The sequence below is a fragment of the Pseudolabrys sp. Root1462 genome, assembly GCF_001426945.1.
Classification (GTDB): Bacteria; Pseudomonadota; Alphaproteobacteria; order Rhizobiales; family Xanthobacteraceae; genus Pseudolabrys.
In genome coordinates this window covers 3041490-3057774 of record NZ_LMFS01000001.1, presented here as the reverse complement: position 1 = coordinate 3057774, position 16285 = coordinate 3041490, and the positions used below count along the sequence as shown (strand labels likewise).

Sequence of the window (16285 nt, the reverse complement as noted above, 5' to 3'; positions counted from 1 at the left end):
CACGGTCGCCTCGGTCGCTTTGATATCAAGCGGATATAGAGGCGGCTACGGCGCGAAAGGCGAACGATGCGTATCGACGAGGATCGGTTGAAATTGACGCAGGTGCTGCATGCTCTGCTGATCGACTACTGGCATGATGTCGACCGGAACTGGGGGCGCAATGCGCCTGACTACTACACCGAGGACGCCAAGTTCGTCGGTTCGGCGACCACCTATGAGGGGCGCGAAAAAATTCGAGCGTTCTATGCCTGGCGCGAAAATCGTGGCGACCGGACCGTCGTGCACTCGGTGCAGAACTTCAAGGCATTCTTTGGCGACGCGCCGGACACGGCGACCTGCAACTGGTTCATGATGCTGTACGCCGCGGACGGCAAGCCGGTTCTGCCGACGCATCCGCCGATCCAGATTGCGTACATGACCGACCATCTCGTCTTTACCAAGGCTGGCTGGAAGGTAACGTATCGCAAGTTCGATCCGCTGTTCGAAGGCGGCACGCCGCCGACGAACCCGGTGCTCGACAAGTAAGTGTTGACAACCTCAGAGCCGGACGTCGTATTCGCGGTGTACGGACGCGTCGAGGTGCGGCCGGTCGCTGATGAAGGCGAGGGCGTGTTCGATATTGAGCCGCGTCTCGATCAGGGGCTTCAACACCGCTTTCCTGATGTCCTTCTGCGGCACCGATGAGGTGAAGAAACTCACCGACATCACCGCGGCGACCTTGTCTTTTTCCAAGAGCGGCACGGCGAATGTGGTCATGCGCGCCGGCTCGGTGCGGGGATCGCGCATGGCGTAGCCGGCGCTGCGCGCGCGCTTGAGATGCTGGCGGAAGGTGGCTTCCTCCTGCGGTCCGAACTCCGTTGGCATGTCCTTGCGCATGCGCGCGATGTGACGCTCGCGCTCGTCGTCGCTGCAGAACGCCATATAGGCCCGGCCCATCGCATAGCGGAACAGGTCGGGGCGCTTGCCGAGCACGGTATTGGTGTGCACCACGGGGCTGATGGTGCCGGTCCAGTACACGATTTCGATGGCATCGCCATCGATAACGCCGAGGCCGATCGGCCACTTGATCTGGCGCGTCAGGCCGATGGACAGCGGGCGGGCGATCTCGATGACGCGCGAGATACCGCCGTAGCCGGCCGACAGTTCGAGCACCTTCTGGGTGACGCGATAGCCGCCGCACATATTGTCGCGAACGACATACCCCTCGTGCATTAAAGTCTCGAGCAGCCGCACGATGGTCGGCCGCGGAATCTGCGTCGCGGCGTGGATCGAGTTGACCGTCACGATGGACTTCTCATTCGCAACCTTAAGCACGTGCAGGGCACGACAGACGGCATTGACCGGCGGATAGGAGCGATCGAGCGGGTTGGTGTGGCCACGCCGCGAATTGGTACGGCAGTGAATGTTCGGCGGCACAAGGCCCGGCATGGCCTCGCCGACCGGCTCGATACGTGTGAGGTCGCGAACGGCCTTATTCACCTGGCAGTCTCCTCCATTCACATCGGCAGCGCCGCGAACCGCCAAGCAGGCGGGTCGGAGCAGCCTTTGCCGAGAGCATACCAGTGCGGCCGGGCCGCGATAAGGCGGCGGCGGGGGCAAAGCCCCACGCATTTCACTAGGCGAAATTCGGCCGCAATGGCTCTGCCGGGGCCGGACGCCCGACCTAAGATCGAGGCCCGGTCATCGTCGTCGGTCGACCGCGCAGGGAAAAACAACACGATGAGCGGTGTATCGAAACGTCAGGCGTCCAAGTCCGTGTTCCGCGATCAGGAACCGCAACAGGTCAGTCAGGACGGCTTGGCGCAGACCTGGATCACCCGCGGCGGCAACTTCGCCGTGTGCATGTCAGAGGTGAAGCCGGGCGCTGTACTGGCGCGCGACGACAATCCGGAAGAATACATGGTGATCGTGCCGCCGGGCGGGGCATCGCTGACGATCAAGGCCGGCGGCGATACGGTCCAGGCCGAGCCAGAATCGCTCACCATCGTGCCGCCGGGCGCGAGTCAAGTGACGGCGCAAAGCGCCGGCAAGGTCGCGCGCATCTTTTCCAAGGCGTCAGCCGACGTGATGGCGCTGGCGGTTAACAAGGACGTCTATGCCGATGGCGCGCCCGAACTGGCGCCGCCCGACCTGTGGCCGGAGCCGGTCGGCGGCTACAAACTGCGTCACTATCCGCTGGCGCAGTATCTCGATCCAAAGGGCGACCGCATCCAGCCGCGCTGCTTCCGCTCGACCAATATGATGGTCAACCTTTTCGGCCAGTTCTTCACCCGGCGGCCGACCAATTCGCTCAGTCCGCACTGGCATGACGATTTCGAGCAGGGCTCGCTCTGCTTCGAAGGCACCTGGATGCACCATATGCGCTACAATTGGGGCGCCGACTTGAGCACATGGGTGCCGGACGATCATGCCGAGATGCCGACGCCGTCGGTCATCATTATTCCGGCGCTGGCGATCCACACCAGCCGTTGCATCGGCCAGGACGGACCGTCGAGCTCGCTCTATGACATCTTCTGTCCGCCGCGCATGGACTTCGCGTCGAAGAAGGGCTTTGTCATCAATGAGGACGAATATCCACTGCCGGCTCTTCAGGGCGAGCAGAAGATCAAGACCGGCGGCACGCTCTTGAGCTGGCAGAAGCCAGGCTGATCCGTTTCATCCACTTTATCGATATCGACAGTCAGAGGATCTATGAAGGAAGTTGTCATCGTTACGGGCGGGAGCAGCGGCATCGGCGCCGCAACCGCGCGTCTCCTGGGCGCCGCCGGCGCCAGCGTCGTCGTCAATTACAATAGCTCGAAGGAGCTCGCCGACGCCGTCGTCGCCGACGTCGAGAAGCTCGGCGGCAAGGCGATCGCGGTGCGCGCCAATATGGGTGTCGAAGCCGATATCGTCCGCATGTTCGAGGCCGCCGACAAGACGTTCGGCACGCTTACCGGCCTGGTGAACAACGCCGGCGTTAACGGACCGCACCATCGCACTGCCGACACCTACGATTTCCAGGAAGCGCTGGATATTTACGCGGTCAACGCGATCGGCGTGCTGATTTGCTGCCGCGAAGGCATCAAGCGCATGTCGACGAAATTCGGCGGCAAGGGCGGCAGCATCGTCAACATCTCCTCGATCGGCGCGCTCACCGGTTCACCGGGGCGTTTCATCCATTACGCCGGCTCCAAGGCCGCGGTGGATACGATGACCAAAGGGCTCGCGGTCGAGGTGGCGCGCGATGGCGTGCGGGTCAATTCGATCCGGCCGGGCATGATCGACACGCCGATCCACGCCAAGGCCGGGCAGGCCGATCGGGTCAAGGAATTCGCCGCCAAGAATCCGCTCGGCCGGGCCGGTCTGCCGGAGGAGGTCGCGGAGGCCATTATCTGGTTGTTGTCGGACAAGGCGTCTCTCGTCACAGGCGCGGTGCTTGACGTGATGGGCGCGCAGCGCTGACGGCATTGCGAGGCGTATGTTTCATTGTCCGAAACAGAATGTCGGCGCCGATGGGCCGTGCGAGAATTTGCTCTAGCATCGCGGCTCATCGGCTGACCGATTTTACCGAGCGAAAACAAGCTCGCGATTGGAACAATACGAAAGTCTCAGGGAGAAACAACGATGAACCAGACCAATTTCGCGACTAGCGAGCGCGGCAACAAAGCGCGGCAGATGGTGATTGCGGCGGCGATCGTCGGCGTCACCGCGGCCTTTGCCAGCGTCGCCGCGGCGCAGCAGTATCCCGCCAAGAACATCACGGCCATCGTGCCGTTCGCCGCTGGCGGCGGTGCCGATACGCAGACCCGCATCTGGGGCGCGGCGATTGCACCGATCATTGGCCACCGCATCATCATCGAAAACAACGGTGCCGCGGCCGGAATTCCCGGCACCAAGCAAGGCATTGCCGCCGATCCGGACGGCTACACCGTATTGATGGGCGTGGCTTCGACGATCGCGATCAATCCCTTCACCAACAAGGCCGCCAACTACAAGCCGCTCGAAAGCCTCAAGGCGGTCGCGATGATTGGCTATACGCCTTATGTTCTCGTGGTCGCGAACAACCTCAACATCAAAACGTTTCCGGAGTTGATGAAGTACGGCAAGGATAATCCCGGCAAGCTCACATTCGCGAGCTGGACCAGCGTCGGTAATCTTGCGCGACAAGGGCTGGAGCTGCGTTCCGGTCTTGCCATGACGTTGGTGCCTTACAAAGGTTCGGTCGACGCGATCAACGATGTCGTCGCCGGTCGTGCATCGGCCACCATTGCCGACAGCGGTTCGATCATGCCTTTCATCAAGGCAGGCAGCGTGACGCCGATAGCGATCACCACTGCGCAAAAATCGACGTCGTTGCCCGACGTGCCGACGATCGATCAACTCGGCGTCAAGGACTACGTCATCGACTCATGGGTCGCGATGTTCGTGCCAAAGGACACGCCGAACGAGATCGTCGAGTACCTCAACGTCAAGACGCGCGAGGCCCTCAAGACCAAGAACGTGCAGGACCGCTATGCCGAAGTGGCGATTGAGACGCTCGACCTCAGCGCCACCGAGACCCAGGCATTCATGGAGCGCCAGACTAAGAACTGGAAGTCACTCGTTGAGCAGGTCGCGGCCAAGTAAGAGTCGCCTGGGTGAGGGGCGGGGAGGCACCATGACGGTTCAATCGACGGAGGGACGGCGCACCGCCGCCGTCCCTCTTTATGCGCGGATCGATGTGATTGGCGGGGCGGCCATCATACTGCTCGCCATCGCGATATGGCTGGGCGCCACAGAACTCGACGCGGGCGCGCTATCCCGGATCGGCTCCGGCGCGCTGCCGAAGGGCCTCGCCGTTATTCTCTTTGTCGCGGGTCTGGCAATTCTGCTTAAGGGCCTGTTGCAGAGCAATGAGGCGGCAGAGCGCTTCTATGTCGCAGTTCGCCCCACGGCGATCGTGGTTGCTTCGATCGTGCTGTTCGGAGTCTTCATCCGCGGCGCCGATTTCGGTTTCTTATCGACGCCGCAACTCGGGCTGATGGTGGTCGGTCCGATCACGGTGTTCGTCGCCGGCAACGCGACGCCGGAGATGAACGTCAGGCAACTGATTGTGCTGTCCTTCGGCCTGACCGCGGCGATGCTTCTGGTCTTCATGGACCTGCTCAGCGTCACGATCCCGGTGCTTCCGAGGTTCATTCAGGATCCACTGACGCTATCAATGGGAATCGACACTCTCGTGAGGGTTGGCTACGCCGCCTATGGCGTGCTCGCCGCTGTCCTTTACGTCATTTTCTTCGGATGGCCGGAGCTGCGGCGTGATTGATCTGTTCAACAATCTCTACATGGGTTTCTCCACCATTCTTTCGGTGCAGAACATTCTGCTTTGCCTCATCGGCTGCCTGGTGGGGACCCTGATCGGCGTTCTGCCGGGCATCGGGCCGCTGGCGACGATCGCCATTCTGATGCCGCTCACCTACAACGCCGAGCCGATCGGCTCTCTGATCATGCTCGCCGGCATCTATTACGGCTCGCAGTACGGTGGCTCGACCACGGCGATTCTCGTCAACATGCCCGGTGAGACGTCGTCGCTGGTGACGACTTTCGATGGTCACGCCATGGCGCGGCAGGGCCGGGCCGGAAAGGCGCTTGGCATCGCGGCAATCGGATCATTCATCGCTGGCACCTTCGCGACCTTCGTCATCGCCGGCACCGCGATCCCGCTGTCAAAGCTGGCGTTGAGCTTCACCGCTGGAAACTACTTCGCGCTGATGGTGCTGGGCCTGAGCCTTGCCATCATTCTTGCCGGCGGCTCGCTGCTCAAGGCCGTCTGCATGCTGTTCATCGGCGTGCTGATGGCACTCGTTGGCGCCGATCAGATCACCGCCGAACCGCGTCTCACTTACGGGTTACAGATTCTCTATGACGGCTTTGACGTCGCCATCGTTTCGATGGGACTGTTCGGCGTCGCGGAAATCCTGCGCAATCTCGAAACACCTGAGCACAAGCCGTTTGTGGGCCAAGTGGTCGGCAGCCTCCTGCCGAACCGAAAGGACATGAAGGATTCCGCCGGCGCGATCGCCCGGGGTTCGGTCCTCGGCTCCATTATCGGTATTATTCCCGGCAACGGCGCGACCTTGTCGTCCTTCGTCTCCTATGCGCTGGAGAAGGCGCTCTCCAAACATCCGGAACGATTTGGCAAGGGTGCCATCGAAGGCGTCGCCGGTCCGGAGTCCGCGAACAACGCTGCCGCACAGACGACTTTCATTCCGCTCTTGACGCTGGGCTTGCCCTCAACGGCGGTGATGGCGTTGGTTGGCGGCGCCATGACGTTGCACGGCGTGGTGCCCGGCCCGCAGGTCATCACCAAGCATCCCGATCTGTTCTGGGGCGTCGTCTCCTCGATGTGGGTCGGCAATCTGATGCTCGTCGTTATCAACCTGCCGCTGATCGGCGTCTGGGTGAAATTCCTGAAGGTGCCATATCATCTGCTGTTTCCGACGATCGTGCTGTTCTGCTGCATTGGCATCTACTCCGTGAACTCGCGACCATCGGACGTTCTGGAAGTGGCGTTCTTCGGCGTGGCCGGATATGTGTTCCACAAACTGAAGTTCGAGCTTGCGCCGTTGCTGCTGGGTCTCGTCCTCGGCGCGATGCTGGAGGACAACCTCCGCCGCGGCCTTATTCTCAGCGAGGGCAACGTTTGGACCTTCCTGAGCGAGCCGCTCACGCTCGCGCTGCTGACGGTCGCGCTGCTCGCGCTGGGGGCCGCGGTCGTGCCATCGATCAGCAAGGGCCGCGAGCAACTCGTTGACGAAGACTAGCGGCGCCGCCGCCTATCGGGAGATCTGGAATTGTCACTGTTCGGAACGCTGCGGACGCCCCGCAACTTGGTTTTTGGTGCGGGTCAGCGCCGGGCGTTGCCCGGTTACGCCGCGGCGCTCGGCAAGCGGGCGCTGATCGTCACGGATCAGCGGCTTGGAGCCGATGCAGAATTTCTCCGCATTGTCGAAGCCTTGATGCAGGCGGGCGTGCAGGCGCGCGTGTTCGATGGCACGGTTGCCGAACTGCCGATTGAGTGCATTGCCAGTGCGGTCGACGCCGGCAAGGCCATCGATGCCGATCTCGTCATCGGCATAGGCGGCGGCAGTTGCCTTGACGCGGCCAAGGTCGCGGCGGTCCTGCTGACGCATCGCGGCACGATTTCGGATTACTACGGCGAGTTCAAAGTGCCTGGACCCGTGCTGCCGCTGATTTCGCTGCCGACGACATCGGGCACGGGTTCGGAGGTTACGCCGGTGGCGGTGGTCACCGATCCCGATCGCGCGGTGAAGGTCGGCATCGCCTCGCCGCACATCATCAGTCACACCGCGATCTGCGATCCGGAGTTGACCTATTCATGTCCGCCGGGGCTGACCGCAGTGTCCGGCGCCGATGCGCTGACGCACGCTATCGAGGCCTTCACCACGATGCGTCGCGAGCCGACCGGTTCGATCGTCCATGAGCATGTCTTCCTCGGCAAGAATGTGCTCAGCGACAATCACGCGCTGATGGCGATCTCTCATATCGCCGCCAGCCTGAAACGCGCCTATGATAATGGCGACGACTTCGACGCGCGGGAAAGGCTGATGCTCGGCGCGACCATGGCGGGCCTGGCCTTCGGCACTGCTGGTACCGCCGCCGCACATGCCGTGCAGTACCCGATTGGCGCAATGACGCACACGCCGCATGGCGCCGGCGTCGCAGTGATGATGCCCTACGTGATGGAGTTCAATCGCCGCCATTGCGAAGCGGATCTGGCCGAGATCGGCCGGGCCATGGGGCTCGCTGCCAAGGGCACCGTGTCCGATCAGGCCGGCGCCGCGATCGATGCGGTCGAGAAACTGTTCGCCTCGGTCGGCATCCCGAAAACCATCGCCGATCTCGGCGTCGAGCGCGCGCAGCTTCCGACGGTCGCCGAGCAGGCCATGGGCAGCGCCCGCCTGATCAAGAACAATCCGCGCTCGATCGAGCTCGCGAGTATGACGACCCTGGTCGAAGCGGCCTTTGCCGGTGATCGGAGCCGTCTGGTTTGATCGGCCAGGCAGCGTGTGCCGGCGCTTACTGCAACGACGGACCGCGAAAAACAGAAAAGCCCGCTCACCGCGGGCCTTCGGCAGTCTCATCTATCGGTGGTGCAAATGGTGGGCGGTATAGGGATTGAACCTATGACCCCACCCGTGTGAAGGGTGTGCTCTCCCGCTGAGCTAACCGCCCGGCCATTCAGCCGGGCGATATAAGGAATGCGGTGTGGCAGTGTCAAGCCGAGCGCCGCAAAGACCCTGAAAAACCGCGAGAATCCGGGCCGACCACAGCCTGTCCGTTCAGTTCGGCACTTTCGGCTCGTCGGCGCTGGCCATACGCGAGGCCTGGGTCTGCAGCGCCCGGATGCGGTCGGCGAGGTTGCCGGCGGCAGGCGCGTCGCCGGAAACATGACCCTCGGTCATGACCGCCCGGTCGCGCGCGGTCTCGGCGGCGAGGATGGCGTCGATCGGCGAGTTCGGACCCTCCAGCGCCGAGGCCAGCCGCGCGATCTCGGCGGCGACGTCGTTGATGCGCTCGCGCATCATCGAATTCTCGATGCGCTCGGACGCCCAGATCTCGTCGGCTTCGCGCTTGAGCGCGCTGAGGTCGCGGGTGACGGTGTCGCGCTCGTCGCGGGTGCGCTCGAGTTCGGCGAGGAGCTGGGCATTCTCGGCACGCAGCTGCTGGGTCGCCGAATTGGCGCGGGCGTCGAGTTCGGCGATCGCAGTCCGCAGATCGGCCTCGGTCTTGCGCGCGGCTTCCATGTCGGCGCGCATGTGCTTGAGCTCGATTTCGCTTTCGGTCAGCAGGCGGGTCTGCTCGCCGAGGCGGTTTTCCATGTCCTGGGCGCGGCGGCCGAGAATTTCGGCTTCGGTGGTCTGCGCCACCAGCGCCTTTTCCAGTTCGCCGACGCGGCGGCCGAGGTTTTCGACCTTGCCGCGTTCTTCCGAAAGCTCCTGCGTCGCAGCCCTGAGCTCGACGCGCTCGGCGTCGCGGCGGTCTTCGACGGTGCGCAGTTCGCTGCTGGCGTCGTCGAGACGCGACTTCAGCGCATCGACCTGGGTCTTGAGCGAAACGAGGTCGACCTTCTGCGCCTCGTTGACGCCGGCCTGCTCATCGAGCGCGGCCATCAGCTTGGCGAGTTCGGCTTCCTTTTCCGTCAGCGCGCGCTGGGCGTCGAGCATGGCGCTGGTCTTGACGGCGAATTCTTCCTCGGTGATGCGCAGCTGATCGCGCAGCGCCTTGTCGCGTGCTTCCAGCGCGAAGATCGTGGCGGTCTTTTCGCCGAGCTCGATCTTCAGGCGGTTGATGGCATCGCCTTTCTTGCCGAGTTCGGCGAGCTGGCTGGTGCTCTTGGTGCGCAGGCCTTCGACCGCGACTTCGAGCCGGCGGGTCGACATGGCGAATTCGGCGCGCAACTGATCCTTGTCGGCCTGGATCTCGGCCATCGACAGCGGCGTCGCGGCCTCGAGCCGGCGCATGGTCAGACGGACGGCGCGGCTGTGAACAAGGGGAAGGACGACGAGACCTACGAGGGCCGCGACGAGAAACCCGATGCCGAAATACATGATCGGCTCAATCATGGAACGACGCCTCCATACGCAACGCCTCGCCCGGTCTTCCCCGATCCGACCATGACACCGGAAGGGCAGGGATGCCAGCAATGCTACAGATTAACCTAAACCCGCGCAGGCGTCCTTAACCGACGCGCGCGCGGGCGCAAAGCCGTAGCATTCCGGGCGTTAACAAAGAGGCGTTCCGGCGGGCCTCAGAAGGGATTCCAGGTCGCCTTCGGCGTAAATTTCAAATAGCCGATATTGGCGCCGAGCCGCAGGCCGACGCCGGAGCGGATCGGCACCAGGACGATGTTGTTGGCGGTCAGCGCCGTCATGCCGAAGCCGCCGATAAAATAGGCCGAGCCGTCGACGCCGGCGAAGCGTTGGTAAATAGCGTCGGTCGCCGGCAGGTTATAGACCAGCATCATGGTTCGCGCGCCTTCGCCGCCGGTGTCGAAGCCGATCGAAGGGCCTTCCCAGAACACGCGCAGGTCGCCGGCGTTCTTGGTGTAGAGCGTGCCGTCGCCATAGCGCAGGCCGACGACGAAGGCGCCGGAGCCTTCCTGACCGAGGATGTAGCCGTTCGGCTGGCCCCACTGGCCGACCGCCTTTTCCACCACCTGGGCGAGGCCGCGCGACACCGTGCCGAAAAACTGGTGGCCGGTACCGACGATTTCATCGACGGTAAAGGTGCTGCCACCGCGCTGCTGCTGTGGCTGGACCTGCTGCGGCGGCGGTGGCGGCGCCTGATATTGGGCCGAAGCCCCGCCCGCTCCAGCACCGAGAAGGCAGAAGGTCAGGGCCGCTAACCGCAAAGTGGTGCGCATCGAAGGCTCCATGAATGGCAGGGCGCTCAGCCTTCCCCGCCGTTTAACCTCATGCTCACGCCAGCCCCCGTAGGGTGGCGGCACAGGCGTCTCGAATCGGCCTTATGTCCCTTGGAACTATGACGGCAGCACGGCAGCGACGGAAGCTTTGGCGACGGGCGATCGCGGTTTGCGCCGTCATGTTGCCGCTTTTGACGCTGCCCTGCGCGCGGCTGCCGGCACACGCCGCCTCCGACCTGCGTGGCGAACCCGTCGTGGTCAACCCGGCCAGCGGGCTGGCGATCAGCGGCTTCGATCCAGTCGCCTATTTCTCCCGCGGCGCCGCGGTTCTCGGCCGGCCCGAACTGGAATTGGGCCTCGGTGGCGTGGTCTGGCGTTTTCTCAATGTCGGCAATCGCGCTGCCTTTGCCGAACACCCCGATATCTACGCGCCGCAGTTCGGCGGCTACGATCCTGTGGCGATCGGCCGCGGCGCCTCGGTTGCCGGTCATCCGGAGATCTGGACGATCAGCGGCGAGCGTTTGTATTTGTTTTATGACGACGCGGCGCGCGGCGAATTCCTCGCCGATCCGGCGCGCATCATCGAACGCGCCAATCAGAAATGGCCGGGTGTCGCCCACGGCATCGCGCGGTGAGCGCGATCAGCGCCCGGTCAGGATTTTCAGGCTCTGCGCATCGCCTGCGGCGATGAAGCCCGGCACCAGGAATTTGCTGTCGCGATTGCCGAAAGCGAGCGCGCCGCCGTTGGCGGCAACGGCGATGCCACCAGCCGCGGTCAGGATCGCGACCCCGGCGGCAATATCCCATTCGCAGGTCGGCGACAGCCGCGGGTAGATATCGGCGGTCCCTTCGGCGAGGTGACAGAACTTCACCGACGAACCGCACATGTAACGTTCGCCAATCGGCAGCCGCGCGACGAGATCCTGGGTGGCGCTGTCGAGGTGGCTGCGGGAGGTCGCGATGGTCAGCCGCGGCGGCGCCGGCCGCGGCCGGATGGTGTGCCGTTCGGTGGCTTGTGCGGCCGGGTCGGCGAATGCCAATCGCAGCCGTTCGGCCGCGCCTCCGACGACGCCGCGCCATAACAGTCCCCGGGCCGGCGCGGTGATGACACCGGCGATCGGAGTACCGCCGGTGATCAGGGCAATATTGACGGTGTATTCGTCGCGGCCGGCGATGAATTCCTTGGTGCCGTCGAGCGGGTCGACGAGGAAGAAACTGTCGCCGAGGCGGTCCGGCAGCCGGCCTTGCGAGACGCTTTCCTCCGCCACGACCGGGACACCCGGGCAGACGCGTGCGAGCCCGTCCAGGATCACCGCTTCGGCCGCTTCGTCAGCCGCCGTGACCGGCGACAGGTCGACTTTGGTCCGCTGCTCGGCGGCGGACAGCGGAATAGCGAGGATCGCGGCACTCGCGCGTGCCGCGATGTCACTGAGGGCAGCGATCAGTTTTTCAGCCTGCTGCGGCGAGATGGTCTGCACGTGGTGGCTCGAGTCCGGGGGGCGATGCGTCCTTGGCGGTGGGATAGGCGCGGTGTATCACGCGGAGGGCTGCTGAAACAGCGATTCGCCCGCCTCGATCGATCTAACCTTGCCGCGCGGAGGCCAAAGTCATGTCAGGTTCGTCCATCGAAGCGCTCGACCTCGCCGCCTTGCTGTGCTCGCGCGTCTGCCACGACCTGATCAGCCCGGTCGGCGCCATCGTCAACGGCCTGGAAGTTCTGGCCGAAGATAAGGACGAGGAAACCCGCGAATTCGCCCTCGAACTCATCAAGAAGAGCGCCAACACCGCCTCGGCCAAGCTGCAGTTCTGCCGCATCGCCTTCGGCGCGGCCGGCTCGGCCGGCTCGCAGATCGACACCGGCGACGCCGAGAAGATCACGCGCGGCTTCCTGGAAGACGACAAGACCAAGATCGCGTGGAATATCCCCCGCGTGCTGATGGGGAAGAACCGGGTCAAGCTGCTGCTCAACCTTCTGCTGATCGCCAGCCAGGCGATCCCGCGCGGCGGCCAGATCACGGTCGATCCGGTGGGCGAGGGCGACAGCATGGCCTTCCGGATCCGGGCCACGGGCACCAATGCCAAGGTGCTTGCGACCGTGCCGTCGCTGCTGTCCGGCGAGACCGGCCCGGATAGCCTCGATGCGCATCGTATCCAGCCGTTCTATGCTCACCTGCTCGCCCAAGCCTGCGGCCTGAAGGCCTCGGTGGTGATGGACGGCGATGCGGTGCTGGTCAGCGCCCAATAACGCGCTGCTGCCGTGGTTAACAAAGTCTAAACGGCCGCGTCGTTTAGAGTTGCGAAACCAAAATTAAACCCTTCATCGACCAAACTGGCGGCGCTTCCGACGGGAAGCTGACGCGCGGGCCTTCGCCCGTCGACGAAGGCCAATGTCCATGGACGACCTGCTGCGGGAATTCGTGACCGAGACGAACGAGAGTCTCGACGTGGTCGACGTCGAACTCGTGCGTTTCGAGCAGGACCCGAACAACGCGGTCATTCTCAATAATATTTTTCGTCTCGTTCACACGATCAAGGGTACCTGCGGCTTTCTTGCCCTGCCGCGGCTCGAAACGCTGGCGCACGCCGCTGAATCGCTCATGGGCAAGTTTCGCGATGGCCTTCCGGCAACGCGAGAGGCCGTTACCGTCATTCTCGCCACCATCGACCGGATCAAGGAAATCCTGGCGGCGCTGGAGCGCGATCAGGCCGAACCGGATGGCGCCGATACCGATCTGATCGCCGATCTCGAGCGCATCGCCGACAGCGTTCAGGCGGCTGCGGCGCCTGTGCATAGCGGCAGCACCGAACAGGCGCTCGGTCGTCCGCTGCGCCCCGGCGAGGTGTCGCTTGACGAGCTCGAGCGCGCTTTCCGCGAGACGCCGGTCGATCCGCAGCCCGTCCGCAAGCCGAAGCCCGCGCCGGTCGAAGAGCGGGCGAAGGCAGACCTCACCAAGGATGACGAAGCGGCGAAGGCCGGCGCGCAATCGATCCGCGTCACCGTCGACACCATCGAGCAATTGATGACGATGGTGTCCGAGCTGGTGCTCACGCGCAATCAACTGCTCGAGATCGTTCGCCGCCACGACGATTCCGAATTCAAGGCGCCCCTGCAACGGTTGTCCAACGTGACCGCCGAACTTCAGGAAGGCGTCATGAAGACGCGCATGCAGCCGATCGGCAATGCATGGCAGAAGTTTCCCCGCATCATTCGCGACCTGAGCCACGATCTCGGCAAGGAGATCGAGCTTGAATTGCAGGGCGCGGAGACCGAGCTCGATCGTCAGGTGCTAGACCTGATCAAGGATCCGCTGACGCACATGCTGCGCAACTCCGCCGACCACGGCCTGGAGAAGCCGGCGGAGCGCCGCGCCGCCGGCAAGTCGTCCCAGGGCCATATCAGGCTCGCCGCCTATCACGAAGGCGGGCAGATCATCGTCCAGTTCTCCGACGACGGCCGCGGACTCGACACCAAGCGCATCAAGGCCAAGGCGATCGCCAAGGGGCTGGTCAGCGAAGCCGACGCCGACAAACTCAACGACGCGCAGATTCACAAGTTCATCTTCGCGCCGGGCTTTTCCACCGCGCAGACCGTCACCAGCGTGTCGGGCCGCGGCGTCGGCATGGACGTCGTGCGCAACAATATCGATCAGATCGGCGGCACCATCGACGTCAAATCGGTGGCCGGACAGGGCGCCTGCTTCACCATCAAGATCCCGCTCACTTTGGCGATCATCGCCGCGCTGATCGTGGACGTCGCCGGCAATCGGTTCGCCATCCCGCAACTGGCCGTGGTGGAACTGGTGCGGGCGCGCAAGGGCAGCGACCACCGCATCGAACGCATCAAGGATACCGCGGTGCTGCGCCTGCGCGACAAACTGCTGCCGCTGGCGCGGCTGTCGCGCCTGCTCGGCATCGACGGCAAGGACGAGATCGACGGCGGCTTCATTGTCGTCACCCAGGTTGGCAGCCAGACCTTCGGCATCGTCGTCGACGGCGTGTTCCATACCGAGGAAATCGTGGTCAAGCCGATGTCGAGCAAGCTGCGCGACATCCCGATGTTCTCCGGCAACACCATCCTCGGCGACGGCTCGGTGATCATGATCGTCGATCCCAATGGCGTCGCCCGCTCGTTCGGCTCCACCGTGGTATCGCAGATGGCGGCCGCCGAGCGCACCCAGCCGCAGCGGCTGGAGAAATCCGACGACGACACAACCTCGCTGCTGATGTTCCGCGCCGGTTCGAGCCAGCCAAAGGCGGTGCCGCTGTCGCTCATCACGCGGCTGGAAGAGATCGACGCGCGCAAGATCGAATTGTCGAACGGCCGGCACATGGTGCAATACCGCGGCCAGTTGATGCCGCTGGTCAGCATGACCGAAGCCGGCGTCAAGCGCGAAGGCGCGCAGCCGCTCCTGGTATTCTCCGATGGTCAGCGTTCCATGGCGCTCGTCGTCGACGAGATCGTCGATATCGTCGATGACCATCTCGATATCCAGGTGGCGAGCGCGACGCCGGGCGTGCTCGGCTCCGCCGTCGTCAAGGGCAGCGCCACCGAGATCATCGACGTTGCGCATTTTCTGCCGCTCGCCTTCGAGGACTGGTTCCGGCGCAAGGACCAGACGCAACGCCGTCGTCAACACACCGTGCTGCTGGTCGACGACTCGCCGTTCTTCCGCAACATGCTGGTCCCGGTGCTGCAGGCGGCCGGCTACGCCGTCACCGCCGTCGGCTCGGCGCAGGAAGCGCTGGCGCTGATCGACCAGGGCCGCGTCTTCGACGTGACCATCACCGACATCGAAATGGCGGACGTCGATGGTTTCGAACTGGCCGAGGCGCTGCGCGCCGATCCGCGCTGCGCGCAGATGCCGGTGATCGCCCTGTCGTCACAAGTATCGCCCGACCTGATCGAGCGCGGCCGCCGCGCCGGTCTGGCGGATTACGTCGCCAAGTTCGACCGCCAGGGCCTGATCGCGGCGCTGATGGAACAGGCCGGCCTCGGCGATGCGGCATAGAGCACGAGCATGAACACCGACAGCGAACAGGTCTTCAACGAATATGTTACCGCCATGGTCGGCGGCCAGTTGTTCGGCTTGCCGATCCGCCGCGTGCAGGACGTGTTCCTGCCCGACCGCCTGACCAAGGTGCCGCTGGCGTCGCCGGAGATCGGCGGCCTCATCAATCTGCGCGGCCGCATCGTGACGCTGGTCGATCTTGCCTACCGGCTCGGCCTGTCGCGCCGCAGCGAAACGTCGATGGCGATCGGCGTCGAACTGGCCGGCGAGTCGTACGGGCTTCTGATCGACAGCGTCGGCGAGGTGATGAACCTCGACGCCGCGGCGCTGGAGCGCAATCCGATCAATCTCGACCCGCGGCTCGCCGCCGTGTCGTCCGGAATCTACCGTCTCGAAGAGCAACTCCTGCTGGTCCTCGATGTCGACCGCGTGCTCGCTATCGACACCAGCGCCGCAGCCGCGTGAACCTGAACATTGGCACGAACCCGAAACGAGGCATGACATGAAAACCTGCTTGGTCGTCGACGACTCAAGCGTCATCCGAAAGGTGGCGCGCCGCATTCTGGAAGGTCTCGAGTTCACCATCGAGGAAGCCGAGGATGGCGAACAGGCGCTCGATGCCTGCCGCCGCCGGCTGCCCGAGGCGATCCTGCTCGACTGGAACATGCCGAAGATGGACGGCTACGAATTCCTGCGCCTGCTGCGCCGGCTGCCGGGCGGCGACGGCCCCAAGGTGGTGTTCTGCACGACGGAGAACGACGTCGCGCACATCGCGCGCGCGCTGCATGCCGGCGCCAACGAGTACATCATGAAGCCGTTCGACAAGGAGATTGTCGAGGCCAAGTTCCAGGAAGTCGGGCTCATCTGA

16 protein-coding genes and 1 tRNA gene are annotated in these 16285 nt (G+C 64.0%); 12 read left to right on the top strand and 5 right to left on the bottom strand.

Annotated elements, in window-relative coordinates; genetic code table 11:
- The first annotated feature begins 66 nt into the window (after nt 1-66).
- Nucleotides 67-525: a nuclear transport factor 2 family protein gene (locus ASD45_RS14855; protein WP_056912190.1), complete on the top strand. Its 459-nt coding sequence runs from the start codon at nt 67-69 to the stop codon at nt 523-525.
- A gap of 12 nt (nt 526-537) precedes the next feature.
- Here ASD45_RS14855 and ASD45_RS14850 read toward each other — a convergent pair whose 3' ends face one another.
- Nucleotides 538-1479, bottom strand: a complete 942-nt coding sequence (locus ASD45_RS14850) for an IclR family transcriptional regulator C-terminal domain-containing protein (protein WP_056912189.1) — start codon at nt 1477-1479, stop codon at nt 538-540.
- A 240-nt stretch (nt 1480-1719) separates the two neighbouring features.
- On the opposite strand from ASD45_RS14850, the gene ASD45_RS14845 reads away from it, so the two are divergent.
- From ASD45_RS14845 to ASD45_RS14820, 6 genes are all read left to right on the top strand, one after another.
- Nucleotides 1720-2649, top strand: coding sequence for a hypothetical protein (locus tag ASD45_RS14845; protein WP_056912188.1), 930 nt, complete (start codon nt 1720-1722; stop codon nt 2647-2649).
- Between the two features lie 42 nt (nt 2650-2691).
- On the top strand, nt 2692-3444 hold the full coding sequence (locus ASD45_RS14840) for an SDR family oxidoreductase (protein ID WP_056912187.1): 753 nt from the start codon (nt 2692-2694) through the stop codon (nt 3442-3444).
- A 162-nt stretch (nt 3445-3606) separates the two neighbouring features.
- A complete protein-coding gene (locus tag ASD45_RS14835) occupies nt 3607-4608 on the top strand; it encodes a tripartite tricarboxylate transporter substrate binding protein (protein ID WP_056912186.1) in 1002 nt (333 codons plus the stop codon).
- Nucleotides 4586-5287 (top strand): tripartite tricarboxylate transporter TctB family protein, encoded by a 702-nt coding sequence (locus ASD45_RS14830; protein WP_162249434.1) that lies wholly within the window; start codon nt 4586-4588, stop codon nt 5285-5287. Before ASD45_RS14835 ends, ASD45_RS14830 begins: the two co-directional genes overlap by 23 nt.
- A complete protein-coding gene (locus ASD45_RS14825) occupies nt 5280-6785 on the top strand; it encodes a tripartite tricarboxylate transporter permease (protein WP_056912184.1) in 1506 nt (501 codons plus the stop codon). The genes ASD45_RS14830 and ASD45_RS14825 overlap by 8 nt, the downstream gene beginning before the upstream one ends.
- 30 nt (nt 6786-6815) lie before the next feature.
- Nucleotides 6816-8036, top strand: coding sequence for an iron-containing alcohol dehydrogenase (locus tag ASD45_RS14820; RefSeq protein WP_056912183.1), 1221 nt, complete (start codon nt 6816-6818; stop codon nt 8034-8036).
- Nucleotides 8037-8142: 106 nt separating this feature from the next.
- On the opposite strand, the gene ASD45_RS14815 is transcribed toward ASD45_RS14820, so the two are convergent.
- The 3 genes from ASD45_RS14815 to ASD45_RS14805 all read right to left on the bottom strand — a co-directional run bounded on the left by ASD45_RS14815 (nt 8143) and on the right by ASD45_RS14805 (nt 10408).
- Nucleotides 8143-8217 (bottom strand) — tRNA-Val (locus ASD45_RS14815).
- Between the two features lie 107 nt (nt 8218-8324).
- Nucleotides 8325-9608, bottom strand: a complete 1284-nt coding sequence (locus ASD45_RS14810) for a hypothetical protein (protein ID WP_056912182.1) — start codon at nt 9606-9608, stop codon at nt 8325-8327.
- Between the two features lie 185 nt (nt 9609-9793).
- The gene (locus ASD45_RS14805; protein ID WP_056912803.1) at nt 9794-10408 is read right to left on the bottom strand and encodes a DUF1134 domain-containing protein; all 615 of its coding nucleotides are present in this window, start codon (nt 10406-10408) and stop codon (nt 9794-9796) included.
- Between the two features lie 179 nt (nt 10409-10587).
- On the opposite strand from ASD45_RS14805, the gene ASD45_RS14800 reads away from it, so the two are divergent.
- Nucleotides 10588-11043: a YHS domain-containing (seleno)protein gene (locus ASD45_RS14800; RefSeq protein WP_244485376.1), complete on the top strand. Its 456-nt coding sequence runs from the start codon at nt 10588-10590 to the stop codon at nt 11041-11043.
- Between the two features lie 6 nt (nt 11044-11049).
- Here ASD45_RS14800 and ASD45_RS14795 read toward each other — a convergent pair whose 3' ends face one another.
- A complete protein-coding gene (locus ASD45_RS14795; protein WP_056912181.1) occupies nt 11050-11886 on the bottom strand; it encodes an inositol monophosphatase family protein in 837 nt (278 codons plus the stop codon).
- Nucleotides 11887-12017: 131 nt separating this feature from the next.
- On the opposite strand from ASD45_RS14795, the gene ASD45_RS14790 reads away from it, so the two are divergent.
- The 4 genes from ASD45_RS14790 (at nt 12018) to ASD45_RS14775 (ending at nt 16285) form a co-directional block, all read left to right on the top strand.
- Nucleotides 12018-12653 carry a histidine phosphotransferase family protein gene (locus tag ASD45_RS14790; protein ID WP_056912180.1) on the top strand — a complete coding sequence of 212 codons (636 nt, stop codon included), beginning with the start codon at nt 12018-12020 and terminating at the stop codon, nt 12651-12653.
- 148 nt (nt 12654-12801) lie between these two features.
- Nucleotides 12802-15417 carry a chemotaxis protein CheW gene (locus ASD45_RS14785; protein WP_056912179.1) on the top strand — a complete coding sequence of 872 codons (2616 nt, stop codon included), beginning with the start codon at nt 12802-12804 and terminating at the stop codon, nt 15415-15417.
- 9 nt (nt 15418-15426) lie between these two features.
- Entirely contained in the window at nt 15427-15882 is a 456-nt protein-coding gene (locus ASD45_RS14780) for a chemotaxis protein CheW (RefSeq protein ID WP_056912178.1), read from the top strand.
- Nucleotides 15883-15919: 37 nt separating this feature from the next.
- The gene (locus ASD45_RS14775; RefSeq protein WP_056912177.1) at nt 15920-16285 is read left to right on the top strand and encodes a response regulator; all 366 of its coding nucleotides are present in this window, start codon (nt 15920-15922) and stop codon (nt 16283-16285) included.

Coding starts and splice junctions, on each gene's coding strand:
- ASD45_RS14800 (WP_244485376.1), top strand. CDS start 10,588: ATGTTGCCGCTTTTGACGCTGCCCTGCGCGCGGCTGCCGGCACACGCC.
- ASD45_RS14810 (WP_056912182.1), bottom strand. CDS start 9,608: ATGATTGAGCCGATCATGTATTTCGGCATCGGGTTTCTCGTCGCGGCC.
- ASD45_RS14840 (WP_056912187.1), top strand. CDS start 2,692: ATGAAGGAAGTTGTCATCGTTACGGGCGGGAGCAGCGGCATCGGCGCC.
- ASD45_RS14855 (WP_056912190.1), top strand. CDS start 67: ATGCGTATCGACGAGGATCGGTTGAAATTGACGCAGGTGCTGCATGCT.
- ASD45_RS14785 (WP_056912179.1), top strand. CDS start 12,802: ATGGACGACCTGCTGCGGGAATTCGTGACCGAGACGAACGAGAGTCTC.
- ASD45_RS14845 (WP_056912188.1), top strand. CDS start 1,720: ATGAGCGGTGTATCGAAACGTCAGGCGTCCAAGTCCGTGTTCCGCGAT.
- ASD45_RS14805 (WP_056912803.1), bottom strand. CDS start 10,408: ATGCGCACCACTTTGCGGTTAGCGGCCCTGACCTTCTGCCTTCTCGGT.
- ASD45_RS14775 (WP_056912177.1), top strand. CDS start 15,920: ATGAAAACCTGCTTGGTCGTCGACGACTCAAGCGTCATCCGAAAGGTG.
- ASD45_RS14835 (WP_056912186.1), top strand. CDS start 3,607: ATGAACCAGACCAATTTCGCGACTAGCGAGCGCGGCAACAAAGCGCGG.
- ASD45_RS14780 (WP_056912178.1), top strand. CDS start 15,427: ATGAACACCGACAGCGAACAGGTCTTCAACGAATATGTTACCGCCATG.
- ASD45_RS14790 (WP_056912180.1), top strand. CDS start 12,018: ATGTCAGGTTCGTCCATCGAAGCGCTCGACCTCGCCGCCTTGCTGTGC.